Genomic DNA, 25,450 nt, shown 5'->3' on the forward strand with positions numbered 1-25,450 from the left:
AAGGTTCCACTCCCCAACTGTTAATTTTGATTTATTGTAAAGCAGAATAGGAATGAGAATTTATCTTATACAAATAGAGAAATGCAGGAGGTTTTGATTTTAAGTAGGTAAGTACGGATTGCGGATTTTTCTTAAGAAAAAATAAAAGTACAACCCGTTTTGAAAACCATAAAAGCCGAAGGGGACTCTCGATCGAATTACCGAAAGTATTTACGCCTGTTTGGGAATAAAGGATCAGGCGAGTATAGTTTAAAGGTTAACATCAAAATATTTATACCACGAGATTCAACTTTAAACCACTATAAACCAATGGTTAAAAGTTGAAATCACGCAATTTTTTAAAAATTTACTTTTAGCTCTCTCCAAAAGTTTAATTTAGATAAAAGGCAGCAGTTTTTTATTTATGAAGCCGATAACACTTTTGGTTCTTTTTCTTCGGTTAGGATAATAGGTGGTTCAATGTTGCGCACCAGGAACAGGTACGAGCAGGCTCCAATTAAACCTAAAGCTCCGATAAAAACCAGCGCGGGTTTAAAGTCGCCGTCTTTGGCCAGGTAACCAATTACGATCGGTACGATGATGGAGGCTAGATTGCCCATAAAATTAAACACGCCCCCGGTTAAGCCAATTAAATGCTTCGGCGACAAAATAGACACAAACACCCAGGAAATTAAGGCCATACCGGCTCCAAAAAATGCCAGGGCCATGAAGAAAATGATTGCAGTGGTACTGGTGCTGTAATTAGCTCCCACAATACTGGCCGAAACAACCAGCCCAATAATAATGGGGGTTTTACGGGCCATGGCAATAGATTTACCCTGCCGGATTAAGTAATCCGACACAAAGCCTGATAATAGCAAGCCGGCGCAAGCGGCCAAAAAAGGAATGGAAGCCAGGTAGCCGGATTTGATAAAATTTAAGCCCCGGTACTGCACCAGGTAAGTCGGGAACCAGGTGAGGAAGAACCAAAGCATGGCATTCATGGCGAACTGCCCGATGTACACGCCCCATAAATTGCGGCTGCCAATTACCTGCTTCAGATTAATCCATTTCCAGATAGAGGGTTGGGTTTTGTCTATTTTTTTGCCTTCGATCAAACCACCTCCTTTTTGAATGTAGTTTAATTCTTCGGCATTTACCCGCGGGTGATCCAGCGGGTCGCGGTAAAAGAAATACCAGATTAAGCCCCAAATTAAACCTACCAAACCGGTGGTCACGAATAAGCCTTTCCAGCCGGCATAATACTGAATGGTAACCAGCACCGGCGTAAAAAAAGCCAGCCCAATAAACTGCCCTGACACGTACAAGGCAATGGCCGAAGCCCGCTCGTGGTTCGGGAACCAACTGGTAACAATACGATTATTTATGGGGTACGAAGGCGCTTCGAAGGCGCCCGTGGCTAGCCGCAAACCAAACAAACTCACAAAGCCGCGGGCAAAACCCTGGCACACCGTGGCAATGGACCAGGTAATTAAACAAACTGCGTACAGCACCCGCGGACCAATCCGGTCGGCAATTAAGCCGCCCGGAATTTGCAAAATCGCATACGTCCAGCCAAAGGCCGAAAAAATTAAGCCCATCTGTACCGTAGATAAACTTAAATCTTTGCTTAATGCCGCTGCTGCCACCGACAGGTTGCTCCGGTCCAGGTAATTAATCATTACATTCACGAAAACGAGCGCCAGCATGGCGTAACGAACATTGGTTTTACGGATAAGGCCACTCTGTTTTTCCATAGGTGCCGCTTGGTTTAGTGATTAATTACACTGATTTTTAAAATTTTAAATTTTTACCTGGCCATAGAATTGGCCCCAATTAATGGGCTGTCCAGCCTCCGTCAACGGTAAGCATGGAACCCACCATGTAACTACCGGCATCGCTGGCCAGGAAAATAGCCGCTCCTTGTATTTCCCGCATTTCGGCCCAGCGGCCCAGCGCTGTAGCGCCCACCACAAACTTTTTACCTTCTTCGGTATCGGCAATGGGCAAATTCATTTCGGTTAAAAATGGCCCCGGGCATATGGCATTAACATTAATGTTAAAAGGCGCTAATTCCAAGGCCAAAGCCCGGGTCATTTGCACTACCGCCCCTTTACTGGAAGCGTAGGGCGTACGGTTAGATAAACCTACTAACCCTAAAGTACTGGCCAAATTAATGATGCTACCGCGGCCATTTTGTTTCAGATAAGGCGTTACGGCGCGACAGCACAACCAGGTACCGTTCACGTTTACTTCCATTACCTTGTTAAAATCGGCGGGTGATACTTCATCAATGGCTCCCCGAATGTTGATGCCAGCACTGTTAATTAAAATATCAATCTGGCCAAAGGTAGCCATCGCGTTGGTAGCCATGGCTTCGGTTTGGGCTTGGTCGGTAATATCGGCGCTAAACGAAACGGCTTGCACTCCAAATTCCTGATTTAACTCCCGGGCCGCCTGTGCTCCTTCGTCGGCATTGCGGTTTACCAACATAATATTGGCTCCGGCCGAGGCTAAACCGGCGGCCATGGCTAAACCTAATCCTTTAGAGCCGCCCGTAACAATGGCTACTTTACCACTTAAATCAAATTGTTTAATACCCGGAAGTAATTCTTTATTCATGCTGTTGAAAAGTACTGGTGTTTCTGTGTTTACTTTTTGAAAAATGAAAAAATTTAAAAATTTGATTGGTAACAGATGTAATTAACCTCAGGATTTTAGCGTGTTCTTGCTGTAGCTCAGGCAAGCCAAAATGTTGTTTTCTTCCGCAGCTAACCTGGCTTCCGGATTTAGCTGCGATACTCTGGGTAAACCGGCCTCATACTTGTGCTGGCGCACCAGGCGCAGGGTACGGGCCAAATCCGTAGCGGGTACGCCCTGGAAAGTAGCCCAGTAATCATCTTTTAAACAAGGAATTTCCAAGGGATCGCGGGTAATCATTTCGAGGTTAAAGGTTACCTGCGGATTGTGTTGGCGGCACAAGGCAAACATCTTGGGCAAATCCAGAATACCTTTACCCAGCGGCACTTCCGACAATAAAAACCCATCGGCATATTCATCCAGGCCCATGTCTTTTACGTGCGTGGTAAACACATAAGGCACCAAGGTTTGAATAACTTCCATGGGTTCTTCGAGCAAGGCAATGCTGTTGCCAAAATCTAAAGTTACGCCAATCCATTCGCTGTTTATTTGTTTCAGAAGGGCTACCAACTCCGGAGCACGCCAGTCCTTGTGATTTTCCACGGCCAGTTTCATTTTATGCTTGCGCAGCACCGGCTCGGCTAATTTTAAAGAAGCCAAAGCTTTGCTTTGCAAATCCTTAAATTCCTGAGCCGAATGGTAGGCTTCGTAGCGCCGGCCACTGGAACAAACGGTACGTAACACCTGCATGCCCGCTTCTTTGGCGCTTTTTACTTCCTGCTCAAACCGGGTCACCTCTTCGGGTTTATTCGGTACGCCAATGGATCCTTCTACGTACAGGCCTAATTTTTCCCGCCGGTCGCGCACTTTCTTCGTTAAATCCGCAGACCAGTCTTTTACCACCACTTGCATGCCCCCCGCCCCTATCTGGTGACAGTGCTCCAGTAAATCTACCGCATTAACAAACCCCGGATATTTATTGCTTGCTACCTTGGAGTTCCAGCGAAGGCCGTACGAATGCACCACAATTCCCATAGGCACTTCTTTTGCGAAAGCGGGAAAGTTTCCGGGAAAAGAAAGAGCCAACGCGCCCACTGTAGCTTTCTGTAAAAAATCTCGTCTGTCCATTATAATTTTTTATTTAATAAAAGACTTTTGTAAAAGCAGTAATAAAAAATTACCGCCATTCAGGAAGAGCCCATTGGGCTACGAAACAAAATAATTATCTACTGAATAACAGGGTATTTTTATTAAATTACTTATATCAAAGAGCAAAACTTGCTGCTTTTTTAATTCTAAAAAGACACTATTTAAAATTCCTTATTTCGCTTCCGGCGCTTTAGTTTCCAACACGTATTTTTTTAATTCTTCGGCTTTCCAGGGTACCACGCGGCCCTGTGAGGTTAAGCGCGTGGAGCTAACGGTACGTTTACCAATAGGTCCGGCATTGTTGCCCCACTCATTGCGGATGTAAGTTAAAATAGTAGTAATGGCGGCATCGTCCATGGTAGAATGCGCCGGCATTACGGGTAAAATTTCGGGTTTGTCGTACACTTTTCCGGCTACTTCTACTGGTCCTTCCATACCGTGCAATACAATTAAGGCCAAGCGTTTCTCATCGCCCAAAACCCAATCGGAGCCCGCCAGCGGTGGGGCAAAACGATTCATGCCGGCGCCATCGGTGCCGTGGCAGCCGGCGCAGGTGGTTAAGTAATGTTGCCGCCCCAGGGCAAATAATTGCTGTTGCTCTTCGTTCAGGACGTTCTTTTTAATCGCAGTATTGATATTGGCCGCGGCACTGTGGCCCGGCCACTGGAACAATGCCGAGAAAGCATCTAAGCGGGACGGCTCTATTTTACCTTGCGCTTTTTGCAGAATAGCGGGTGCGATGGTAAGTTTAATAGGCGCTACAATAGCCTTGCCGCCCCCCATGGATAAACCGGTGATGACGGCTTTATGCCGCCAGCTAAACGCTTGGTCTTGTTTATCCAGTAAAGCCACCAAACTGGTTAATTCGGCTAGCTCACGTTTGCGGATGATAGCGGTAGCCAGCATTTCTAAAAATATTTCTTTGGCAGGGCTGGCGGTTTGCCAATTGGGCGCTTGCCACAGATTTTTTAAAAAATCAAATTCCTGGTTACTCAAACTACTCAGCACCGCATCGCGCATTAAAGCAGATTCGGCGTACTTGTGGCTGATGGTAGTTAATAAAGAATGCGCTACTTCTGGTTTTAAAGCCGGAGCCGATAGCGCTATCTGCAAGACCTGTTCCGGGGGAGCCTCTGTTATTACCTGCAGCAATTTCTGTTCGAATTGCGCCTGTACGTTTATATCAGCTTTGGCCAGTGGTTCAAGTAACCGGACTGCTGTCGTGCTTACCAACGGGTTTTGATCAGAAACTAAAGGAAGCAACACCTCGGGCTTGCCCATTTTTAATCCTTCTAAAGTCCAGAGAGCGTGAAAGCGGCCCTGCGGATTTGTTCCGTTAGTTGCTAAGTTTTCTAGTGCCGGAACAACACTTAGATCGTTGCGCTCTACGAGTAAGCGGTGGGCTACATCGCGGTACCAGCCATTGCCGTGCGATAAATAAGGAATTAACTCGGCGGCAGATTGATTGGCTAGTTTCGGGAGTTTGCCTGGCTTCCAGTTTTCCGGCACGATGCGCCAGATGCGCCCCCGGTGCACGGGCTGCACGAGTTTCCGCATTAAGGTTTGTTCCCGCAAATAAGGTGTTATGTAAGCGCCGTGCTGCACCAAACCGCGGTACATATCGGCTACGTACAAAGCGCCATCGGGGCTATTAGCCAGGTACACCGGCCGGAAGCGTTCGTCCGTGGATGCTAAAAATTCTTTGCCCGGGTGCGGGTCGTTGGCGGTTAGCAGCAAGCCATTCTCCTCCACCACGTTGCGCTTGATTAAATTACCCGAAGGTTCACACACGAACACGTTGCTGTAAAACTCAGGCGGTAATGCATTGCCCCGGTAAACCAGCGGCGAACAGGCCGCCGTAAATTCTAACAATTTTCCTTCTTTGTCTAAAGTACCGGGAATGTAGCCCCGGTTTACGGCCGGGTTAGGCCGGATGGGGTAAATGCGCCGGTCTACGGTAAGGCCATGATCAATGCCGGTGGTGGGTTTGTGATTTTTGTTACGGTTTAGATAGTTGGGCGGCACTAAATCGGCATGTAACTGTGACCAGTTATAGTTGTAATACAAGCGGCCTTTATCGTCGTGGCTGATGCCCCATTGCCCCCGAAACTCGGTGCTGTCGCGTTCCCATTTACCATTCAGCAAGCGGTACCGGAACCTAGATTTAGCATTGTAGTACCAGTTATCCGGGTCGCGCCACAAGCCATTGCCGGAATGTTCGGGCAAAGGACTGCCCGCGTAAACCGAATCGAGTAAGGTTTTGGAGTCGGCTTTTAAGTCCTGGTTTTGATCCTGGGTCAGCCACAAAGCGCCGTTCTCGGCAATTAAAGCGCCGCCGGGCACCAGGGCCAAAGCCCGGGGCATGACTAAACTATCTAGGTAAATGGTGCTTTTGTCCATTATACCGTCTAGGTTGGTATCTTCCAGTACCGATATCCGGCCAATCGGCTCCTGTTCGCCGGCCCCGTCGATGGTGGGCATAAAACCGCGCATTTCTACTGTCCAGAGGCGGCCATCCGGGTCAAAAGTAATCACCACCGGGTCCTGTACCATCGGTTCCGAAGCAACCAGTTGAATTTTTAAACCGGGTTCCAGTTGAAACGTACGAAGTTCTTCCGCGGGCGTCAATGGCGGCGAAGGGCCTTCGTCCGGTTTGTTCTTCACGCCCGGATTGGCGCAGCCTATCAGCCCCATCAGGCCGGCCTGAAATAAAAAAATTTTAAAAAAAAGCTTCCACATAACACCTCGTCCGGCTTAACTGAACTAGTAACCAATATTGATAAATGGCAAAAAGGCGAAAGCAAAAAGAATAGCCGGATAACCGGAATTAGGTTTTATTTTAAAGCTAAGATGACGCGAAAAGCAAAACCTTAAATGCAGCTAGAAATTAAATCCGGGAAACCAGCCGGCATACATAGCAGAGCAAACCGGCTGGTTTTAGGATTTTTTAAACTTTTGGGTATAAAGCTAGTTAAACCCGCACCGGATCCGGGTGCACGTAAGGTGCCCGGTAATCACGTTTGAGCAAAGCAGTGGCCTCGGCATCTCCTACTATCTCCCGCTTTTTCGGGTCGTACACTACCGGTCGACCTATTTTCATGGAGATATTGGCCAGAATACAACTAGCCGTGGAAATATGACCTTCTTCGATGTCAGCTACGGGGCGGCTGTTTTTTTCGATAGCTTCCAGGAAGTTGCGCATGTGCAGGCGGGTAGCCGGCGCCGCGTTTAATTCTATTTTGGGTTCGGTGGGTTCGGTTAAATCTTCGGGGTACTTTTCTTTTTCGTACACCACGTCTTTGTGGATTTTTTTACTATCGGCATTTTCCCCGACGGGCACAAAATCGTACTGCATGGTAGAGGCAAACAAGGTACCTTTATCGCCGTAAATGGTTAACGACCACGGATACTCCGGATTGGCCGGTCCACCCCAAGAGCGGTGCTGCCATACGCAGTTCAGGTCATCAAACTCAAACAAGGCGGTTTGAGTATCGCTGATATTGGATTTACCTTCTTTTTGCACGTAAATGCCGCCGGTAGAAGTTACCTTTTTGGGCCAGCCTAATTTTAGCATCCAGCGGGCAGTATCGAGCATGTGCACGCACATATCGCCCACAATGCCGTTGCCGTATTCCATAAAAGTACGCCACCAGCGCACGTGCGGCAAACCATCGTAAGGCCGTAAAGGAGCCGGACCGGTCCACATATCATAATCCAGGAAAGCGGGTACGGGTTGCTCCGGCGGGTTGCCGTTGTTGCGCATATGGAAATAACAGCACATTTCTACGTGCGATATTTTACCGAGTAAGCCGGCATCTACAATATTGGTTTTGGCATCAATTAAATGGGGCGTGCTTTTGCGCTGGGTTCCTACCTGCACTACTTTGTTGTACTTGCGGGCGGCAGCCACCATGGCTTCGCCTTCCATTACATCCACGCTAATGGGTTTTTGCACGTACACGTGGGCGCCGGCTTTAATAGCATCAATGGTTTGCAAGGCGTGCCAGTGATCGGGGGTGCCAATTACCACAATATCCAGCTTGTTCTCGGCCAGCATTTTTTTATAGTCGCCGTAGAGCTTGGGTTTCTTTTTGGATTGCTGGCGTTGGCTTACCAGTTGGGCGGCGGCTTCCAGCATGTTTTTATCAACGTCACATAGCGCTACTACATTAACCGGCTCTACCTGAATCAGGCGCAGCAGATCGCTTTTACCGTACCAACCCGTGCCTATTAAAGCTACCCGTAAAGGTTTTTTGGGGGCAGCGGCAAAACTCATACCCTGCGCTCCCAAAGCCGTGAGAGCAAGCGACGCCGAAGCTCCCTTCAAAAAACGACGCCGATTTAAAGTAAAATCACTCATGTAAATAAATATATTTAAGGTTAGTTGATCCTACGGGGTAATAAAGCCAGGAAGTAAAGCACAGGCAAGAAACCTATTTTAAAAAAATTTCCATCCTTCCAATCAGCAATATACAAATAATCTTTATGGAACAAACAGAAATGGAAAGTTTATGCGCTTACGAAAAGATTATCTTGCTTAATCGTTCACCCATAACTAATTGCTCATTTTAACAGTTGGCGCCATAGACAAATTTTTAAAAATAAGCCACAACCCCAGGTACTGAACTGCCCTTAAATGTACCAGCCAGCTTCGGGTGCGAGGGTAATTTGGATAGAGTCGCCGACATTAAAATCTGCGGACTCGGCTTTTATCGTCAGATCGGTTTTCAAGGCCGTTACTTCCAGCTCGTAGTACGAACCATAGTAAGCTACTTTCTTTACTTCTGCGGCAACTCCTACGCCTTTCAGATCAGAACTAATTTTAAATTCTTCCGGCCGGAGCAAGAGCTTTTTGCGCGACCGCGATTGAAGCCCCAGGGTTTCGGCAAAAACTTGGGCTTTGGCGGCAGGTATTAAGTTGTATTTGCCGAAAAGACCGGCGGCGTAAGCGTTTACGGGTTGCTGGTAAATTTGCGCGGGAGTACCTTGCTGGATAAGCTTACCGGCTTGCATAATCATAATTTCGTCGGCCCAGGGTAGCGTATCCAGAGGGTCGTGGGAGATTAAAATGCAGGAGATTTTTAGTAATTCGGTAATATCGGCAATTACTTTTTTTAAAATATTTTTATGCATTACATCCAGGTTCGAGAACGGCTCGTCGAGCAATAACAAACGGGGCGACGAAAGCACCAATCGCGCCAGGGCAATGCGCTGCCGTTCCCCACCCGACAAATGATCGGTGCGCCGGGAAAGTAAATGCGAAATACGACATACCTCGTACAGCTTTTCGACTATTTTGGGTTCTAACTTATTGGCGTATTGCAAAATCTGCTCTACCCGCAAAAACTGAGGCAACTCAAATTGCTGCGATAAATACGCAATGCCCGGATGACCCGGAATTAAATGTTCCTGCGGGCCTTTCACTCTTTTTTGCGCAAACCGCACCTCACCGGAACTGGGCTGCACCAAACCCGCAATAGTTTGCAGCAAAGTACTTTTGCCCGAACCGGTTTCGCCCGCAATGGCTAGCTTACTAAACTCGGCCTGGGTAAAACTAATATCCTGCAGCACCTGATGCCCCGTCTCCAGCAAACTTATACGGGATACTTGTAAGAATTCAGAAGAAACAGCACTTGCTTTTTCCGGCATACGTAAATTTTTAAATTTTTAAATTTTTAAAAAAGCGGTTAATCTGCCCCGAAAGTAAACCCTGCTTTTTAGATTAGAAGCTATACCGCCGTATTTTATGCTAAAAAATTAAGAAACCATTGTTTTGGGTAGAAGTTATTGCCTGAGTAACTCCTTACAAGAAAAGCTTTAATTTGTGTTTTAAATTTAGCCCAAAAGGAGAATGCATTCTCCGCAATATTTTCCTGGGGTAAGGCTGGTATAAATCCGGATTGCTGCTCAACTTGCAAATAAAAATAACCCCAAAATTGTATGCTTTTAAAATACTTCCGGCTAGCCGTTTTATTTCTATTTTTATGCGCCAGTTGTGCTTCGCCTAAGGTTAAGAGCGAAACTTCTAATTCTTTACTGGCCACGGACTTAAAACCTTTTGGGCGGTATTTAATCAACCCATCCCAGCACCTGGAGTTAATTAGTTCGGCGGCGCATTTTGGATTTAGTTTTGAAGGTCCGGGTTGCGCCATTTTTGCTTCTATCCCTAACGCCGAAGGCCACGATTACTTACAATACGAACTGGACGGCGTTTATCAGAAAAGAATTAAAGTAAAGGGCAACGCCAAAGAACCGCTAATTATCAGCTCGCCGGGTCCAGGAAAACACACCCTTTGGATATATAAAGCTACCGAAGCGCACACGGGCCCAATCGTAATCCGGTCCATTAACGGTACCAACTTAAAGCCGCTTGCCCGGCCGACAGCTCCGATTATTGAATTTATTGGCAACAGCATTACCTGTGGGGCCGCCGCTGACCCGTCGGAGGTGCCCTGCGGCACGGGCGCGTACCACGACCAACACAATGCCTATCAAGCTTACGGCCCGCGGGTAGCCCGGGCCTTGAACGTAAATTTTGTTTTAAGCAGCGTGAGCGGTATTGGCGTGTACCGCAACTGGAACAGCGACGGCCCCACCATGCCGCAGGTTTACGAGAAAACTGATTTTCAGGCGAACAGTTCGCAGCTTTGGAATTTTAAAACGTACTCGCCCAAAGTAGTAAGTATTGCCCTGGGCACCAACGATTTCAGCAAAGGCGATGGCAAAAAAGCAAGGTTACCTTTTGATAGTGCCAATTTTGTGAACACCTACGTGCAATTTGTGCAAGTGGTAAAAAGCAAATACCCCGGCTCACAGATTGCCTTATTAAGCAGCCCCATGATTAACGGGGCTAACCGCACGCTCTTGCAAAACTGCTTAACCAGCGTAAAAACCCAAATAGATGCTTTAAACCCGACCGCTAAACCTGTGGAACTATTCTTCTTCCAGCCGATGCAGGCCCGCGGTTGCGCCGGGCACCCCAACGTAGAAGATCATGCTATGCTGGCGCAGGAATTAGAACCATTTTTTAACAAATTGCTGCAATAACCAAATCAGCAGAAGCGGAGAGTTGTTCATTATTCGCTTTTCGTAGTTCGACTCATACCTCAAAAGAAAACCCCGAAGTTAAACTCCGGGGTTTTCTTTTGAGGTAGTAGTTAATTTATTCTTTCGGGGAAGTCTGAATAGCTTCGTACAGAATGGGGCTAAAAAAACCTAAGTTTTCCAGCATACAGGCCATGCTATAAAATTTTTCGGGAGCTACCTCGGGGTGTTCGGCCATGTGCACCAACACCAAATCTATCGTTTCCTGAAAAGAATGTTCTAATTCTTCCTTGCTTAAATTCATTCATTTAAAGGTTAATCTACCTTATAACCCGCTCCGGCTAAATTTAATTTCCGGGTAGCTTCAAGAATTTGTAATGCGTAAATTTTAAATTTTTAAATTTTTCAGCAATAACTTTATCCATTCTTTTCTTCGGCTGGTTTATCGGCAGCCAGTAAATCAGCGTTTTTATTGTTAGGCTGCAAGGCCTCCATTCTTTTCACAATTTCATCCTTCATGGCCATAAAAGAATCTTTGTTTTTGCGGTTAATGGGTTCGGCCAGCGGCAATTTAACCCGCAGGGCATCTACCTGGCGGCCATCTTTCCATAAACGGTAACACAGGTGCGGCCCCGTAGAAAGACCAGTGCTGCCGACGTACCCAATGGTTTGCCCTTGCATTACCGATCTGCCGCGTCGGATACCTTTGGCAAAACGCGATAAGTGCAGGTACTGCGTGGTAAAAGTTTTATTATGTTGGATTTTAACAAAGTACCCATTGCCCCGGTTATAAGCCGCCTCCACTATAACACCTTCGCCTACGCTCCGGATGGGAGTACCCCGGGGAGCGGCAAAGTCGGTTCCCAGGTGGGCTTTAAACCGGCGTTGTACCGGGTGAAACCGTTTTAGGTTATAGCGCGAGCTAATGCGGGTATACTCCAGGGGTTCTTTTAAGAAAGCTTTTTTAAAACTCTTTCCGTCCTGATCGTAATAAGTAAGGCCTTTGCCTTGATCAAAACCTATGGCGTAAAGCGGTTGGCCATTATGTTCAAAAAAAGCAGCTTTTAGATCACCATAGTCATAAGTATTGCCATCAATCTGTTTTTCTTCAAAAATTAATTTAAACTGATCGCCGGGTTGTAAGTGGTTTAAATTTAAACGCCAGGCATAGATATCGGCTAGTTTGTTTACCAATTGCGCCGAACCACCCGCGGCTAAAATTGATTCGTACAAAGAACCTTTAATTTCGCCGGAAAGCTCCCGCTCTATGACCTGAATGTCGCGTTGGTGGCGAGTAACGGCCAAGGTATCACGTAAATCGTAAATGATGTACTCCGAGCCGTTGGGTTCATAAATAAAATACTGGGCCGTTTGGGCCGAGTCGCGGGCGTGCAGCAACACGTAATTTCGTTGCGATTGAATGCGCTTGACGTTAAAAACCGACTTAGCTTTTTGGGCCAGATTATGAACTGTAGTGGCAGAAATATTATAGGCATCCAGAATGTCCGAAATGCTCTCGCCTCTTTCTACTACGCCATTTACTACCTCCAACGAATCGGTGGCAATGCCATACAATGTAGGGGCTAGTTTTTTTAAATTTTTAACGGGATCAGGTGGAGTAATTACCTCGGGCGGCTGGGAATCGAGGGGCAAAAACCGGCTGACGTTGAATTGCAAAGATTGCGCAGCCGAAAAGAAAATTAATAAAGATAAAGCAAGAATTAGAACTAAACCTTTTTTTTGCTGAAGCATAGGCTAGGTACCGGGGTTTAATTTTTAAACAAGCTGCAAAACTAGGCTCTAAGTTTTAGAAATAAAAATCAAATTTTATACAATAAAACAGAATAATTGCGCAATATAACGCGGGTGTAAATCTAATGAGGCCCATACAGCTAAATTGTAAAATTTTAATTAAATAATAAATTTCCGGGAAAACCTTTATAATTAGATGGAATGAGGAAAGCTAATCATTAAGAGTACAGTCCTTAGGAAATACCAGCAACCATTCATTCACTATAAACCTAGCATAAAAAAAGGCCATTTCTAGTTAAGAAAATGGCCTTTAATTTTAAAATTAATTTTAATTGCCGTCGGCCCGGTTTAATTCTTCCAGGTTGGTATTGCGTTTTTTGGCTTCAAATTTTTCGCCTTTGTTAAAGTTATACCGCAGGTTTAAACGCACGCTTTGCTGGGCAAAATACTGGTTTATCTGGTTTACGTTGTTGTTTACGTTAGCCGTACCGGCAAAGCGGCGCGTCCGGAAAATATCGGTAACGTTAGCCGAAACTTCCAATTGCTTGTTCAGGAACGACCGTTTTAAACCGGCATCCATAGCCCAGTTTTGTTTAATCTTATACGCGGCATATACTCGTGGCCCTTGGTAATCCAAGTTTACTTCTAACCGGATATTCTGCGGTAACAGAATGTTGTTAGAAGAACGGGCGTAGGTAAATAGCTGTTTGTTCTGAATGGTTTGGTTTTGTTCCGGAATGGCAATTTGGTAGCTTTGGTAACCCACGGTAAAGTTATTGTTCATGTCCCATTTCGGGGTAATTTTTATGGGCGCTACTAAGGCGGCGTTTACATCTTTAAACGAATCGCCGTTACGCTGCTGAAACACCAGGGTGTTGGTTTGGTTGTTTTGCACCGGTACTTCGGCCATTACGTCGCGGGTGGTAGAATAACCTATGGTTAAAATATAAGTATCTTTCACGGATTGCGTTACCTGAAACGAATGCGTGTACTGCGGACGTAAATACGGGTTACCCTGCGCCGAGGTATACGGATCGATGTAGAAGATAAAAGGATTTAAATTGCCGTAGTACGGGCGGTTAATGCGGCGGCTGTAATTATAAGTAACTTTGTAGTTCTTATTTACCTGCTGCATCACAAACAAACTCGGAAACAAGTTAAGGTAATTACGGGTATTCACGGAATCTTTGGTAATAGATTTGCCTTCGGCCACGGTTTTCTCGGCGCGTAAACCGCCTTGTACTTTCCATTTTTCACCCAAGTTGGTGCTAAAGTTTGCGTAAGCGGCGTAAATGTTTTCGCGGTACAAAAAATGGTTGCTGCGTTTTTCGTCTAAATACCGTTGCTCATCGGCTAATCTAAAAAACTGCAATTCATTATCCGATTGAACGTAACTGGCTTTAGCTCCGGCTTCTAACTTGGTATTTTTTGTAAAGGGTTTGGTATAATCTACTTTGGCCGAATAAATACTAAAAGTGCTGGGGTTATTGCTGGCTAAATCCACGAGGCTATCGGGCCGGGCTCCGGATAAATAAGTAAAGATGTTACCGTAAGTGGCTTTATCACGGTCGTATAACCGCACGTAATCTAGGTCGGCGGCTAAGGTGGTGCCCAGGGTATCCAACTTACCTAAATAGTGCGCATTCAGGGTGGCGTTAGCAAAAGTACCATCGATTAAGTTCCGGTTACGTACTAATTTATTATTAGCCGGATTGGGATGATTTTCTACTAAATCGGAATTAAAGTTACTGTTCATATCCTGATACACCACGTTGGCCATTACCCCCACACTGTGGTTTTTATTTAAATCGTAGTCCGTACCTAACCGCACTGAGGGTGCTACCCGGATTGCTTTTTCTTTGGCTGACTGCGTAAATTTAGTGCTGCTTTCGGGCGTATTAAACTCGCGGTAAAGGTTGGCATCCCGGATAAATATGCGGCGTGCTACGTCGGCATTCACAAACGAATTCCATTTGCCCTTTTTAACGTTTACATTGCCTCCGGTAGAATACGCATGCCAGTTGTTGTACTGGTAGCCGGCGTATAAACTGCCGTTCATCCCCCGCATGATATTCTTTTTTAAATTTATGTTAATGATTCCGGCCGTACCCTCGGCATCGTACTTTGAAGAGGGGTTGGTGATTAATTCCAGATCTTTTAAATTTTCGGCAGCCATACCTTGCAACATGGTTTGTAGTTCCTTGCCCGATAAGTAGGTTAATTTACCATCGATCATGATACGTACCCCCGATTTACCGTTTAGCTGAATGTTGCCGTCCTGGTCTACGAACACACCCGGCGATTTGAGCAGTACTTCGTAAGCGGTATTACCCGAAGAAAGCGCTGTTCCTTCTACGCTCACTACCATTTTATCGGGGTGGTTTACAATGTTGGGGCGCAAAGCCTGCACATTTACTTCTTTTAACAGCTTGGTGTCTTCTTTTAAAGTTAGAACCCCCAAATTTTTCCCGGGATTAGATTCAAAAACTGGCGTTTCTAAGCTTGTGTAGCCCACAGCGCTTACCCGCAAACGGTAGTTACCGGCCGCCGATAACTTAATTTTAAAACTTCCATTTTCTTCTGAAACAGTGCCGGTAACAATGGCGCTGGTAGTAGCCGACAATACCGCTACGTTGGCAAAACCAATGGCACTGCCTTTTTCATCTTTTAAGATTCCGGTTATCTCCGCAGCGGTTTGCGCCACTACCGGCGGTTGACCTACTATGATGATGATATAGGTCAGGAGTAAAAGTTTAAATACATTTTTCATGGTTTTAAGATGTAAAGCTTTGCAATTCCAGTATTATAGAGTTTATCACTTAAATTTTCTGAAGCTCTTAAATTGATTTTGCGGCCTCAGGTAGAAGAATGAGACAAATATAATCTAAGGTACTATGCAAAGCAAGGTACCAAGCAAAAAATAGTTCTATATACTTACAAAAAGAGGCTAAAAGCTTGATTTAAGCCATTTTTAGCATAAAATTTTTTGAAAATATTTATATAGACCTTGAAACAGCAGCCATTCTGGTGAGGAGAAATACCTAAAAACAGAGATATTTTAGTTATGAAGAAAAGAAAGATAAAATAGAAGGAAGCAGGATTTTATATGGAGAATGCATCTTTACAAAGGTGCATCAGTAATCATTTGATTTAATATTTAAAGAATTTGGTATGTGGGATTTTGAATAGCTTTTATGATTTATTATTTAAATTTAAAGTTAAAATTCTAATTTAAGTATTTGCCGCAGCAGTCTTTTATTCATAAATGCTTACTTTTGCCACGTTCATTTTGATATTTAAAGCATTATTTATAAATTACTTATCTTTTTTTATTCTTTAAATTGTTCTATTTACCCGAAAGGTTGTTGTTATGAGTACTTTTTACCCCAATATGGGTGCTTCGTCTACCATTGATCCCGAAACCAAAAGATTGCAGGCCCTCGACGAATACCAAGTTCTGGATACTGAAGATGAGGAACAGTATAATAATTTAGTTGCTTTAGCTTCCTACATCTGCGGTACCCCCATTTCTTTGATTAGCTTAATTACGCATAACCGGCAGTGGTTTAAAGCCAAAGTGGGGCTCCCTATTTCAGAAACTCCCCGCTCCCACTCTTTTTGCCAGTTTGCCATTGAAAGCGATGATGTTTTAGAAATTCCAGATGCTTTAGAAGATATTCGGTTTTATAGTAATCCTTTAGTTACTGGTAATCCAAATATCCGCTTTTACGCTGGCGCTCCTTTAGTTAACTCGGAAGGACATCGCCTTGGAACTTTATGCGTGATTGATACGGAGCCACGCGAACTCTCGGAAGCGCAGAAGTTAGCCTTGGCTACCTTATCGGAACAAGTAGTGGCTCATTTTGAACTTCGAAAGAAAAAGAAAGAACTGGAACAGGAAAAACAACAGCTACACGCGGCAAATCAAAAGCTAGACGAATTAATGTTATTCGTGAATTCGCAATTACCCGAAGCCATTACTAAGTTAGAGCACGCGGAACAACATCTTTCGCAGAATGCCCAGGACCAGCATTGTTTTGAGAATAAAAGCCTCCAATTTTTGCAAGAGAACCTCGCGCATTTAAAAAATATTCACGCCACCATTAACCAAGATGCTTAAGTATCCTGCTACCCAATTACCATAATAATTCTAAAAATTTAAAAATTAAAAATTTCAGAAATTGCTACCCAGCAAAGTTGGTTTACAGGAATTTACTTATCCCAAAGAACAAAATAAAAAAAAAGAACAACCTTTCTGTTAAATTTCAGCTAAAAGCTTTCGTAGTTCTTTTAAAGCTTTTTAGCATGAATCATTTATTTAATCCGCTTACTATAAAATCCCTTACTTTTAAAAACCGGATTGTGGTGTCGCCGATGTGCCAGTATTCGGCCACGGATGGTTTTGCCAACGATTGGCACCTGGTACATTTAGGCAGTCGGGCCGTTGGGGGAGCTGCCTTAGTAATTGCCGAAGCTACGGCCGTAAACCCGGAGGGCCGCATTACGCCGCACGATCTGGGTTTGTGGCAAGACGAGCACATTACTTTTTTGCAGCGAATTACCGCATTTATTCACCAGCAAGGTTCGTTAGCGGGCGTGCAATTAGCCCACGCGGGTCGTAAGGCCAGCAAAAGTTCGCCGTGGACGGGTAACCAGCACCTTTCGACCAACGAAGGTGGCTGGGATAACGTAATGGCGCCGAGCGCTATAGCCCTTAATCCCGACACGCCGGCACCGCAGGAATTAACCACTGAGCAAATAAAACAAGTAGTTCTGGATTTTAAATCGGCGGCAGCCCGGGCCTTAAAAGCCGGGTTTAAAGTAATTGAAATTCATGGGGCGCACGGTTATTTACTGCACGAGTTTGTTTCGCCGCTTACCAATACCCGCACCGACGACTATGGCGGTTCTTTTGAAAACCGCACCCGTATTGTGCGGGAAGTAGTGCAGGCCGTGCAGGAAGTGTGGCCCACCGATTTACCCTTGTTTGTGCGTTTATCAGCCACCGACTGGGTACCCGACGAAAACTCCTGGCGCCTGGAAGACTCCGTTGAACTTGCCCGGCAGCTAAAAACTTTGGGCGTTGATTTGATTGATTGTTCTTCGGGCGGGAACGTGCCGGTGCAGCAAATTAAACCGGGACCAGGTTACCAAACCCCTTTTGCCCAAGCCATCCGGAACCAGGCTGGTATTTTAACCGGCGCCGTAGGTTTAATTTCTTCTCCTCTACAAGCTGACCATATTATTCGGACTGAACAAGCCGATATGGTATTTATTGCCCGGGAATTTTTGCGCGATCCATATTTTGGCTTAACCGCCGCCTCGGAACTGCGCCAACCTATTACCTGGCCGGTACAATACGAACGGGCAAAACCCCGGTAAGCCAAACTATCGAATCAACTATTTTTAAAATTATCTTCTCCCGGAGCATTATTTAAAAATAAAATGACAGAAGTACCTGAAAAGTGAGGGGCCTACTGCCGCAACTTTCGGGTACTTTTTTTGTATAAAGCGGATTTATTTATCGGTAAAAATGTACCACAGAAGGTAGTTTTTGTCCCACCTTTGGCTGTTTAGGTAGTGTAACTTTGTGGCACCATTAAACTCAAAGTTAACAATTATGAACAGCTATAAATATTCCTGGTTAAACAGTATAATTACCGTGAAATGCCCCCGGTGCCGGGAAGGAAAAATGTTTCCGAAAGGAACTTTGTACAGCCGGCGTTTTGCCGATATGCATAAAAATTGCGCTTGCTGCGGCCAAGATTTTGAACCGGAGCCAGGCTATTACTACGGCGCTATGTTCGTGAGTTACGCCATTAGCACGGCTATTTTCCTGGCGGTAATTCTGGGCTTAAGTTTTTTAGTGAAAGAGGTAACTACTACTATGGTATTAGTGAGTATTCTGGTTATTGTAGTGGGTTTATTGCCCATAACTTTCCGGTTATCGCGGGTACTCTGGATTAATATATTTGTACGGTATGCGGGTTCAAACAAAGTTATTGGTTAAAATTAAATCCAGGTAAATTAACCGGATAAGTTGATTTTCAGGGTATAGGATAACGAATAGTGGTATATTTGAGTTTGAATAAACAAGCTCGTATGCCGGAGAAATTGCTGCCCGTTTACCAGATTCAGGATTTTGACCAGTTAGTTACAACTAAAAACTCAGATTTTTATTTAAATACTTTTGAAAACCATTTGCGGGAGCACACCTTTATTCAGAAACCGCACAAGCACGATTTTTTTATTATATTATTAATCACACAAGGCACGGGTACGCACACCATCGATTTTGTAACGTACCCGGTAGCTCCCCAAATGGCTTTTTTTCTTAGCCCCGGCCAGGTACACGCCTGGCAACTGTCCGACGATACGCGTGGCCATATTTTATTTTTCAGCCTCGATTTTTACCGGACCCAACAGCATCTGCAAAATCCCAGACTTTTTCCTTTTTTCCATGGTTTGTTTCAAAAGCCCGTTTTACAAATTCCACTAGAGCAACTTACGCCTTTAATGGACATTGTTACCCAACTAAAACAAGAGCTTACCCACAAAGAATGGCAATGGCCCGAGGTTATTAGAGAATACCTGATGATATTACTGGTGAAGCTAAGCCGGATTTATAAAGTACAATATACAAACTTACCAGTGAGTAATTCGCTGTGGGAGCAACTCGAAATTTTAATCGAACAAAACTTTAAAAAGCACCAACCCGTTAGCTTTTACGCCGAAAATTTAAACCTCACCGAAAAACAATTAAACGAAGCCTGTAAAAACACTTTTAATAAAACTACCTCCGCCTTAATTCAGGAACGGGTATTGTTAGAAGCCCAGCGGTTGTTAACGCATTCCAATTTAACCATTACTCAGATTGCCGCCGAATTGGGGTATTTTGATAATTCGTATTTTGGCCGATTTTTTAAAAAACACACCGGCCAAACCCCGGAGCAGTTCCGGTTAAATGCTTAACGCTGTTAAATTTAGTTTTTACGCAGGTTCAGGAGAACTTAGTCTGACCTACCTTTATCGGTATACAATTTATTTAAAAAACTGGGGTAGGAATACGATTGTTGGGCTTTTAAATTTTGACCTGGTATTTCGGGGAGCAGCATATTTAATACAAAACGCAAATTCCCGGATTCCTGGTGCGATTTACTAAAAGCTTCCAGGCCAAAGGTATAATAGGTTTGCTCGTTAATTTTAACTTTCGTCAGTTCCACGCCGCATCCTTCCTCGGGCCAAGCATCGGGAGCAATGGGCTGTATATGTTTTTCGGCTAAGTTGATAGCGTATTTTTGCAGGAGCCGTTCTTTATCTACCCGCACCCATAAGTCGTTTTCCGTTTTTAAAGTTGCCGAACTGAACTGCTGCAACAGCTTTTTATTTTCTTCATCTGATTCCTGCAATCCAAAACTATACTTTACCCAGTCATTGGCCAACCCGGAATTCTCTGCTGCCAAAGGCCACTCGCCCTTATCGGCCAGCAAAACTTTTACCTCTACTTTTCCCTCCCTAATTTTTATGCCGAGCTTTTCTAAACCCGGTTGCCACAAGTAAATATCCGCCCGGTCCCAGTTACCCGCAAAAAACAAGTTTCGGGAATTAAACCATTTTTCCAGGGCATTTACTTCGGTTAAATTGTTAAAAAACCAGCGAATTTCGGCGCTATATACCATGAAAACAGTTTGATAATGGCAAATTTTTAAAAAATTAAAAAAATGCGCCGGTATTTGCCGGCGCATCGTTAGGCTATTAAGTCATCCTGAAGCTCATTATAGCCGAAAAAATCAAAATCCTGTTGGATTTATCCAGATCAAAGCAATTAATCATCGTCGCGATCGCCGCGGCGAAGTTCGTCCACGGACCGCATTACTTTTTCGCGTAACGAATTCCGGTATTTATCCAGGCGGTCGGCGATGGCCGCGTTAAATGTACCAAGAATTTGCGCCGCCAGTAAACCGGCATTTTGGGCTCCGTTTAGAGCCACCGTAGCAACGGGTATGCCACCCGGCATTTGCAGGATAGACAGGATAGAATCCCAACCATCAATAGAATTACTCGACCGAACTGGTACCCCGATTACGGGTAAAGTGGTGAGGGCAGCTACCATACCGGGCAAATGAGCTGCTCCGCCGGCACCAGCAATAATCACGCGCAAGCCGCGCTTGCGCGCATTTTCGGCGTATTCTACCATGCGGTGGGGCGTGCGGTGCGCTGACACAATGGTTAACTCAAACGGAATATTCATGGTTTCTAGCATTTCGGCCGCCGGTTCCATAACTTTTAAATCGGATTGGCTGCCCATAATAATTCCAACCAAAGGAGTAGATTGGCTGTTGGTGGGTGTTTCGGTCATGCTTTTACTTTAATTACTTCTTTAACCTGATTTGCTTTTTGCGTAGCCTCTGCTACCGTGTTGGCCGTAATGGTAACGTGACCCATTTTGCGAGCAGGCCGCGTAATTTTTTTGCCGTATAAATGAATGCTTACTCCCGGTAAGGCTAATGCTTCTTGCAAACCTTCGTACTGCGCTAATCCGGAGTAACCGGGTTCCCCGAGTAAATTTAACATAACAGCCGCACTATGGCTTTGGGTATTACCCAGAGGCAAATTTAAAATAGCTCGCAAATGCTGTTCAAACTGCGAGGTAAGATTGGCTTTATACGTATGATGCCCACTATTGTGCGGCCGCGGCGCTACCTCGTTTACTAAAATTTCCCCGTCTTTAGTCAAGAACATTTCTACGGCTAGCAAACCTACCATGTTTAAGGCTTGTATTACGCGCTTGGCTACTTTCTGGGCTTTTTGTTCCACTTCCGGCGATATGGCCGCCGGCGAAAACAGGTAATCTACCAGATTATGAACCGGATGAAAAACCAATTCTACCGCCGGAAAGCAACTTACCTCCCCATTGGGATTACGCGCCACAATAACCGACAGCTCTTTTTCGTAATCTACTAGTTTTTCTAACACCGTGGGCGCTTCAAAACTTTTCTCGAAATCGGCTGAACTGGTTAACCGGGTTACGCCGCGGCCATCGTAGCCCAAAGTGCGTAATTTTTGAAATGCCGGTAAAAAATCCGCATTTTCAATTAATTCAGCTTTATTTTGCAGTAAACGGAAGTCGGCGGTAGGAATACCATTGTGGCAGTAAAACTCTTTTTGCAAGCCTTTATCCTGAATGATTTTAATGACTTCCGGCTCTGGAAATACCTTTACTCCTTCTTGTTTTAACTTTAATAAGGCATCGGTGTTTACGTGTTCAATTTCAATGGTTACCACGTCGCACTTTTTACCGAAGTTGTAAACGGTATCGTAATCGGCGAAGCTGCCCACAAAAAATTCGTCGCACAACGATTTACAGGGGGCTTCGGCGTCCGGGTCCAGAATTAAAGTATATAAATTTAAATCAATCCCGGCCTGCAGCAGCATACGACCTAATTGGCCGCCGCCCAAAATACCGAGTCTAATTTCTCCTTGCATGTTTTATTTTTAATTTACCAGATAAAGGTCAAAAGTAAGCAATTTATTTATTTGCTCCAGTAACCACCCGTTACATTTAGATGTTAGATATTGGATATTGGATATTAGATTTTAGACTTTGGGCTAATGCGGTCGGAACAAGCCAGACTATATTATTACTAATCCAATCTGGCGTATAGTAAATAAATGTTAGCTAACAGAAAGTAATTTTTTAAATTTTCTTTATTCCACCTTTTAAGTTAAACCTTTACCCCAGAATAAAAAACACCATAATAAAACCACCGTATGTGGCATGTACATACAATGATTACCTTTGCTCAAATTTTTTAAATTTTAATCAAGCGGCGAACTATGGAAATTTTACTGGCTACTTTTTCGGCTCTGTTTTCGGTGGTTAATCCATTCGGGGCCATGCCAGTATTTTTAACCCTTACCCAGGACGATACTCCCGAACGCCGGCGTCAGCAAGCCTTAAAAGCTTGCTTTTACATGATTGGTATTTTAACGGTCTTTTTCCTGGCCGGTCAGTATATTTTAAATTTTTTCGGTTTACGTATTCACGATTTGCGCATTGCCGGCGGCATTATGATTTTAAAAGCCGGGGCCGATTTAATTACCCCCAAATCAGATCCTGGCCGAAAAGTTTCTAAAGAATCGGTGGAAGAAAGTATTGCTAAACCGGATATTTCTTTTACGCCGCTGGCTATGCCGATGCTTTCGGGGCCCGGCGCCATTGCGGTAAGTATTGGTTTATTTACCCAATCTTTATCCTACGCCGATATGGGCTTGATTATTCTGGCCATTATGTTGCTGGCCATACCTACCTATTACATTTTAATTTTTTCGCCCCGGCTTATTCAAATTATGGGTAAAGCCGGCCTGGAGGCTTTATCTAAAATCATGGGTTTTATTGTGCTCTCCCTGGGTGTAAACTTTATTACCTCCGCTTTAATTGCTTTGTTTAAATAGTTGATGGTCGATGGATTATATTAAAAGATGTACGGTTTAAAAGTTAATAACTTATTTTTTTAAAATTATTCATTTTCCAGCAGCGCTAACTCCGTGCTAGTTCTTAACTCTAAGCCTCTTTAGATTTACCTATAAATTATTTACCTGTAACACCTGAATCCATAAAGTACAAACCATATACAATGAACTATGAACTAGGGTTTATCGACTATGGACTCTGAACTAATTCTATTACCTTTGCCGCATGGAGTTAAAGAATGATTTAATTTTACGCGCCGCTCTGGGCGAACCTACCGAACGCACCCCCGTTTGGTTAATGCGGCAGGCTGGACGTATTTTACCGGAATACCGCGCGGTACGCAGCAGTGTGAGCGGCTTTAAAGAATTAGTAGAAACCCCGGAATTAGCTTCGGAAGTTACCATCCAACCGGTGGATATTCTGGGCGTAGATGCCGCCATTATTTTTTCGGATATTCTGGTTGTGCCGGAAGCCATGGGTTGCACCTACGAAATGATAGAACAACGCGGCCCCATTTTTCCTAGAACTATTCAAACCGCCGAAGATATTAACCAATTGCGCGTAGACGATGCTCATTTTCAGTTACATTACGTGTACGAGGCACTCAGAATAACTAAACGCGCCCTGAACGGCCGGGTTCCTTTAATTGGTTTTGCCGGCGCTCCCTGGACTATTCTGGCTTATATGGTAGAAGGCAGCGGCTCTAAAACGTTTAGCAAAGCCCGCAAGTTTTTGTATACCTCGCCGGAATTAGCGCACACGTTGCTCGATAAAATTACTACCGTAACCATAAACTACTTACAGGCCCAGGTAGAAGCCGGCGCCGCTATGTTGCAAATTTTTGATTCCTGGGCAGGTATATTGCCACCGGCACATTATCACGAATTTTCGACGCGCTACATTTCCCGCATTTGTGAAGTCATTACGGCTGTACCTATTACGGTATTTGCCAAAGGCGCCTTTTTTGCGTTAGCTGATTTTGCCCAGTTGGATTGCCAAACCATTGGCTTAGACTGGAACATGAACATTGCCGACTCCCGGGCCACGGTTGGATTAAATAAAACACTGCAAGGTAACCTGGATCCCTGCGCTTTATATGGTTCTTTTGATAGTATCCGGAACGAAACCATTGCCATGTTGCAGGCCTTTGGCCCTACCCGGCACATTGCCAATTTAGGCCACGGCGTTTACCCCGATACCGATCCGGATAAAGTAAAATGCTTTATTGATACCGTAAAAGAATACAGCACTAAAATAAACGCACCACAAACCATTACTTAAATCTAATTTTTTAAAATTTTAAATTTCAGAAGTTATTTGCTCCTATAAAACCAGAAAAGCCGCTTGTTACAGCGGCTTTTCTGGTTTTATAGGAGCGGTAAGTTTAATCTATTATATCATCGTCTTCTCCGGATTCAAAATCACTTTCATTTTCTTCGTTGCCCAATTCCCGGGGGATGGTCAATCCGGATTCGTCGGTAACGGCATCAATTAATTTGTTTACCTCGGTGGCTTTTTCGGCTTCGTTTAATTTTTCGAAAGAAACGGCTAAGTTCCGTAAGGCCCGTTTTACAATATCCAGGTTAGAGCAAGGTTCGTAAAAAATATCTACCGGGTGCAGGTTTAATTGCAAAATATACGAATCGATGTCGGTTTTAGATAAAATTAAACCGCGGTTATACACATTAATATAAAACTGATAATTATCCTTTTTATAAGTCAGAATAAATAAATTGGGCAGGTTAACGCCGTAAACGGGTAAGCCTAATTTTTGGGCTATGGTCAGGTATATAACGCACAAAGTTAAAGGATTACCCCGTTGCGTTTCCAAAGCCAGGTGCAACATGGAGTTGGCTGGCGAATGAAAATTTTTGGTATTGGCCGAAAATTTGTAAATCCGGAATAAAACGTGATTCAACGCCTTAATCTGGTCGTAGGGGTGCATATCTGGTTTTATATGTAACCAGGCTTCGTAGTAAATTTGGTCCAGCGTTTTGTTGATTATTGCCAAGTCGGCGTCGGGGTATTGGTAGGTATTTACCAGCCACATGCCTTCGATTAAGTTTTCGGCGCCGCTTTTCCGCCAATTAGCCAGCCGGTTGGTCAACGACTCGTATTGCAGCTTATGTATTAAATCTTCAATTTTTTTCTGTACATCGGGGTTAATGCTTTCTTCCCAGTGTTCTTCTAAAAAAGGAATTACCGGCTCACCCAACGACACCAATTTATCTTCAACGTGCACCGCAATTTCCTGGTCTTCGTCGTCTAATAAAGATATTAAAGCTTTTATTTCTTGATTTGTCACTCTTACAAATTAATTATGAATTAAAATTAGAAATCAGAAATAAATCCAAAGTTTCTTATTTCTGACTGTACTAACAAATTTATCAATGCACCGCGTTTCCTTTTGCG

General features: G+C 44.3%; 20 protein-coding genes. 7 read left to right on the forward strand and 13 right to left on the reverse strand.

Features of this window, described 5'->3' with window-relative positions; translation table 11 throughout:
* Nucleotides 1-401 precede the first annotated feature (401 nt).
* From HUW51_RS23465 to HUW51_RS23490, 6 genes are all read right to left on the reverse strand, one after another.
* A complete protein-coding gene (locus HUW51_RS23465; protein WP_185272015.1) occupies nucleotides 402-1,736 on the reverse strand; it encodes an MFS transporter in 1,335 nt (444 codons plus the stop codon).
* 79 nt (nucleotides 1,737-1,815) lie between these two features.
* The gene (locus HUW51_RS23470; RefSeq protein ID WP_185272016.1) at nucleotides 1,816-2,601 is read right to left on the reverse strand and encodes an SDR family NAD(P)-dependent oxidoreductase; all 786 of its coding nucleotides are present in this window, start codon (nucleotides 2,599-2,601) and stop codon (nucleotides 1,816-1,818) included.
* 87 nt (nucleotides 2,602-2,688) lie between these two features.
* Nucleotides 2,689-3,747: a sugar phosphate isomerase/epimerase family protein gene (locus HUW51_RS23475; RefSeq protein ID WP_185272017.1), complete on the reverse strand. Its 1,059-nt coding sequence runs from the start codon at nucleotides 3,745-3,747 to the stop codon at nucleotides 2,689-2,691.
* Nucleotides 3,748-3,939: 192 nt separating this feature from the next.
* Nucleotides 3,940-6,507, reverse strand: a complete 2,568-nt coding sequence (locus HUW51_RS23480) for a DUF7133 domain-containing protein (protein WP_394353944.1) — start codon at nucleotides 6,505-6,507, stop codon at nucleotides 3,940-3,942.
* Nucleotides 6,508-6,739: 232 nt separating this feature from the next.
* Nucleotides 6,740-8,128, reverse strand: coding sequence for a Gfo/Idh/MocA family oxidoreductase (locus HUW51_RS23485; protein WP_185272018.1), 1,389 nt, complete (start codon nucleotides 8,126-8,128; stop codon nucleotides 6,740-6,742).
* 272 nt (nucleotides 8,129-8,400) lie between these two features.
* On the reverse strand, nucleotides 8,401-9,417 hold the full coding sequence (locus HUW51_RS23490) for an ABC transporter ATP-binding protein (protein ID WP_185272019.1): 1,017 nt from the start codon (nucleotides 9,415-9,417) through the stop codon (nucleotides 8,401-8,403).
* Between the two features lie 291 nt (nucleotides 9,418-9,708).
* Between HUW51_RS23490 and HUW51_RS23495 the strand changes: the two genes are divergently transcribed.
* Nucleotides 9,709-10,815, forward strand: a complete 1,107-nt coding sequence (locus tag HUW51_RS23495) for an SGNH/GDSL hydrolase family protein (RefSeq protein ID WP_185272020.1) — start codon at nucleotides 9,709-9,711, stop codon at nucleotides 10,813-10,815.
* Nucleotides 10,816-10,930: 115 nt separating this feature from the next.
* Here HUW51_RS23495 and HUW51_RS23500 read toward each other — a convergent pair whose 3' ends face one another.
* From HUW51_RS23500 to HUW51_RS23510, 3 genes are all read right to left on the reverse strand, one after another.
* Nucleotides 10,931-11,116: a hypothetical protein gene (locus tag HUW51_RS23500; RefSeq protein WP_185272021.1), complete on the reverse strand. Its 186-nt coding sequence runs from the start codon at nucleotides 11,114-11,116 to the stop codon at nucleotides 10,931-10,933.
* 113 nt (nucleotides 11,117-11,229) lie between these two features.
* Entirely contained in the window at nucleotides 11,230-12,564 is a 1,335-nt protein-coding gene (locus HUW51_RS23505; RefSeq protein ID WP_185272022.1) for a peptidoglycan DD-metalloendopeptidase family protein, read from the reverse strand.
* A gap of 328 nt (nucleotides 12,565-12,892) precedes the next feature.
* Nucleotides 12,893-15,334 (reverse strand): outer membrane beta-barrel protein, encoded by a 2,442-nt coding sequence (locus tag HUW51_RS23510; RefSeq protein WP_185272023.1) that lies wholly within the window; start codon nucleotides 15,332-15,334, stop codon nucleotides 12,893-12,895.
* Between the two features lie 600 nt (nucleotides 15,335-15,934).
* Between HUW51_RS23510 and HUW51_RS23515 the strand changes: the two genes are divergently transcribed.
* From HUW51_RS23515 to HUW51_RS23530, 4 genes are all read left to right on the forward strand, one after another.
* A complete protein-coding gene (locus HUW51_RS23515; RefSeq protein ID WP_228466871.1) occupies nucleotides 15,935-16,684 on the forward strand; it encodes a GAF domain-containing protein in 750 nt (249 codons plus the stop codon).
* Between the two features lie 185 nt (nucleotides 16,685-16,869).
* Entirely contained in the window at nucleotides 16,870-17,946 is a 1,077-nt protein-coding gene (locus HUW51_RS23520; RefSeq protein WP_185272024.1) for an NADH:flavin oxidoreductase/NADH oxidase, read from the forward strand.
* A 238-nt stretch (nucleotides 17,947-18,184) separates the two neighbouring features.
* Nucleotides 18,185-18,574 carry a DUF983 domain-containing protein gene (locus tag HUW51_RS23525; RefSeq protein WP_228466873.1) on the forward strand — a complete coding sequence of 130 codons (390 nt, stop codon included), beginning with the start codon at nucleotides 18,185-18,187 and terminating at the stop codon, nucleotides 18,572-18,574.
* A 68-nt stretch (nucleotides 18,575-18,642) separates the two neighbouring features.
* Nucleotides 18,643-19,536, forward strand: a complete 894-nt coding sequence (locus tag HUW51_RS23530) for a helix-turn-helix domain-containing protein (protein ID WP_228466875.1) — start codon at nucleotides 18,643-18,645, stop codon at nucleotides 19,534-19,536.
* Nucleotides 19,537-19,574: 38 nt separating this feature from the next.
* Here the strand turns inward: HUW51_RS23530 and HUW51_RS23535 are convergent, their stop codons facing one another.
* From HUW51_RS23535 to HUW51_RS23545, 3 genes are all read right to left on the reverse strand, one after another.
* A complete protein-coding gene (locus HUW51_RS23535; RefSeq protein WP_185272025.1) occupies nucleotides 19,575-20,309 on the reverse strand; it encodes a hypothetical protein in 735 nt (244 codons plus the stop codon).
* 80 nt (nucleotides 20,310-20,389) lie between these two features.
* Nucleotides 20,390-20,923, reverse strand: coding sequence for a 5-(carboxyamino)imidazole ribonucleotide mutase (gene purE / locus HUW51_RS23540; RefSeq protein ID WP_185272026.1), 534 nt, complete (start codon nucleotides 20,921-20,923; stop codon nucleotides 20,390-20,392).
* On the reverse strand, nucleotides 20,920-22,050 hold the full coding sequence (locus HUW51_RS23545) for a 5-(carboxyamino)imidazole ribonucleotide synthase (RefSeq protein ID WP_185272027.1): 1,131 nt from the start codon (nucleotides 22,048-22,050) through the stop codon (nucleotides 20,920-20,922). The genes purE and HUW51_RS23545 overlap by 4 nt, the downstream gene beginning before the upstream one ends.
* Before the next feature lie 351 nt (nucleotides 22,051-22,401).
* On the opposite strand from HUW51_RS23545, the gene HUW51_RS23550 reads away from it, so the two are divergent.
* Entirely contained in the window at nucleotides 22,402-23,019 is a 618-nt protein-coding gene (locus HUW51_RS23550; RefSeq protein WP_185272028.1) for a MarC family protein, read from the forward strand.
* 244 nt (nucleotides 23,020-23,263) lie between these two features.
* Nucleotides 23,264-24,319 carry a uroporphyrinogen decarboxylase gene (hemE, locus tag HUW51_RS23555; protein WP_185272029.1) on the forward strand — a complete coding sequence of 352 codons (1,056 nt, stop codon included), beginning with the start codon at nucleotides 23,264-23,266 and terminating at the stop codon, nucleotides 24,317-24,319.
* 103 nt (nucleotides 24,320-24,422) lie between these two features.
* On the opposite strand, the gene HUW51_RS23560 is transcribed toward hemE, so the two are convergent.
* On the reverse strand, nucleotides 24,423-25,343 hold the full coding sequence (locus HUW51_RS23560) for a transglutaminase-like domain-containing protein (RefSeq protein WP_185272030.1): 921 nt from the start codon (nucleotides 25,341-25,343) through the stop codon (nucleotides 24,423-24,425).
* Between the last annotated feature and the right edge of the window lie 107 nt (nucleotides 25,344-25,450).

It is taken from the genome of Adhaeribacter swui, from assembly GCF_014217805.1.
GTDB lineage: Bacteria > Bacteroidota > Bacteroidia > Cytophagales > Hymenobacteraceae > Adhaeribacter > Adhaeribacter swui.

What these genes read in the sequence shown, in the direction of transcription:
- HUW51_RS23480 (WP_394353944.1), bottom strand. Translation starts at nt 6,507, where the DNA reads ATGTGGAAGCTTTTTTTTAAAATTTTTTTATTTCAGGCCGGCCTGATG.
- HUW51_RS23535 (WP_185272025.1), bottom strand. Translation starts at nt 20,309, where the DNA reads ATGCGCCGGCAAATACCGGCGCATTTTTTTAATTTTTTAAAAATTTGC.
- HUW51_RS23470 (WP_185272016.1), bottom strand. Translation starts at nt 2,601, where the DNA reads ATGAATAAAGAATTACTTCCGGGTATTAAACAATTTGATTTAAGTGGT.
- HUW51_RS23485 (WP_185272018.1), bottom strand. Translation starts at nt 8,128, where the DNA reads ATGAGTGATTTTACTTTAAATCGGCGTCGTTTTTTGAAGGGAGCTTCG.
- HUW51_RS23465 (WP_185272015.1), bottom strand. Translation starts at nt 1,736, where the DNA reads ATGGAAAAACAGAGTGGCCTTATCCGTAAAACCAATGTTCGTTACGCC.
- HUW51_RS23515 (WP_228466871.1), top strand. Translation starts at nt 15,935, where the DNA reads ATGAGTACTTTTTACCCCAATATGGGTGCTTCGTCTACCATTGATCCC.
- HUW51_RS23510 (WP_185272023.1), bottom strand. Translation starts at nt 15,334, where the DNA reads ATGAAAAATGTATTTAAACTTTTACTCCTGACCTATATCATCATCATA.
- HUW51_RS23550 (WP_185272028.1), top strand. Translation starts at nt 22,402, where the DNA reads ATGGAAATTTTACTGGCTACTTTTTCGGCTCTGTTTTCGGTGGTTAAT.
- hemE (WP_185272029.1), top strand. Translation starts at nt 23,264, where the DNA reads ATGGAGTTAAAGAATGATTTAATTTTACGCGCCGCTCTGGGCGAACCT.
- HUW51_RS23495 (WP_185272020.1), top strand. Translation starts at nt 9,709, where the DNA reads ATGCTTTTAAAATACTTCCGGCTAGCCGTTTTATTTCTATTTTTATGC.
- HUW51_RS23505 (WP_185272022.1), bottom strand. Translation starts at nt 12,564, where the DNA reads ATGCTTCAGCAAAAAAAAGGTTTAGTTCTAATTCTTGCTTTATCTTTA.
- HUW51_RS23545 (WP_185272027.1), bottom strand. Translation starts at nt 22,050, where the DNA reads ATGCAAGGAGAAATTAGACTCGGTATTTTGGGCGGCGGCCAATTAGGT.
- HUW51_RS23525 (WP_228466873.1), top strand. Translation starts at nt 18,185, where the DNA reads ATGAACAGCTATAAATATTCCTGGTTAAACAGTATAATTACCGTGAAA.
- purE (WP_185272026.1), bottom strand. Translation starts at nt 20,923, where the DNA reads ATGACCGAAACACCCACCAACAGCCAATCTACTCCTTTGGTTGGAATT.
- HUW51_RS23500 (WP_185272021.1), bottom strand. Translation starts at nt 11,116, where the DNA reads ATGAATTTAAGCAAGGAAGAATTAGAACATTCTTTTCAGGAAACGATA.
- HUW51_RS23520 (WP_185272024.1), top strand. Translation starts at nt 16,870, where the DNA reads ATGAATCATTTATTTAATCCGCTTACTATAAAATCCCTTACTTTTAAA.
- HUW51_RS23475 (WP_185272017.1), bottom strand. Translation starts at nt 3,747, where the DNA reads ATGGACAGACGAGATTTTTTACAGAAAGCTACAGTGGGCGCGTTGGCT.
- HUW51_RS23490 (WP_185272019.1), bottom strand. Translation starts at nt 9,417, where the DNA reads ATGCCGGAAAAAGCAAGTGCTGTTTCTTCTGAATTCTTACAAGTATCC.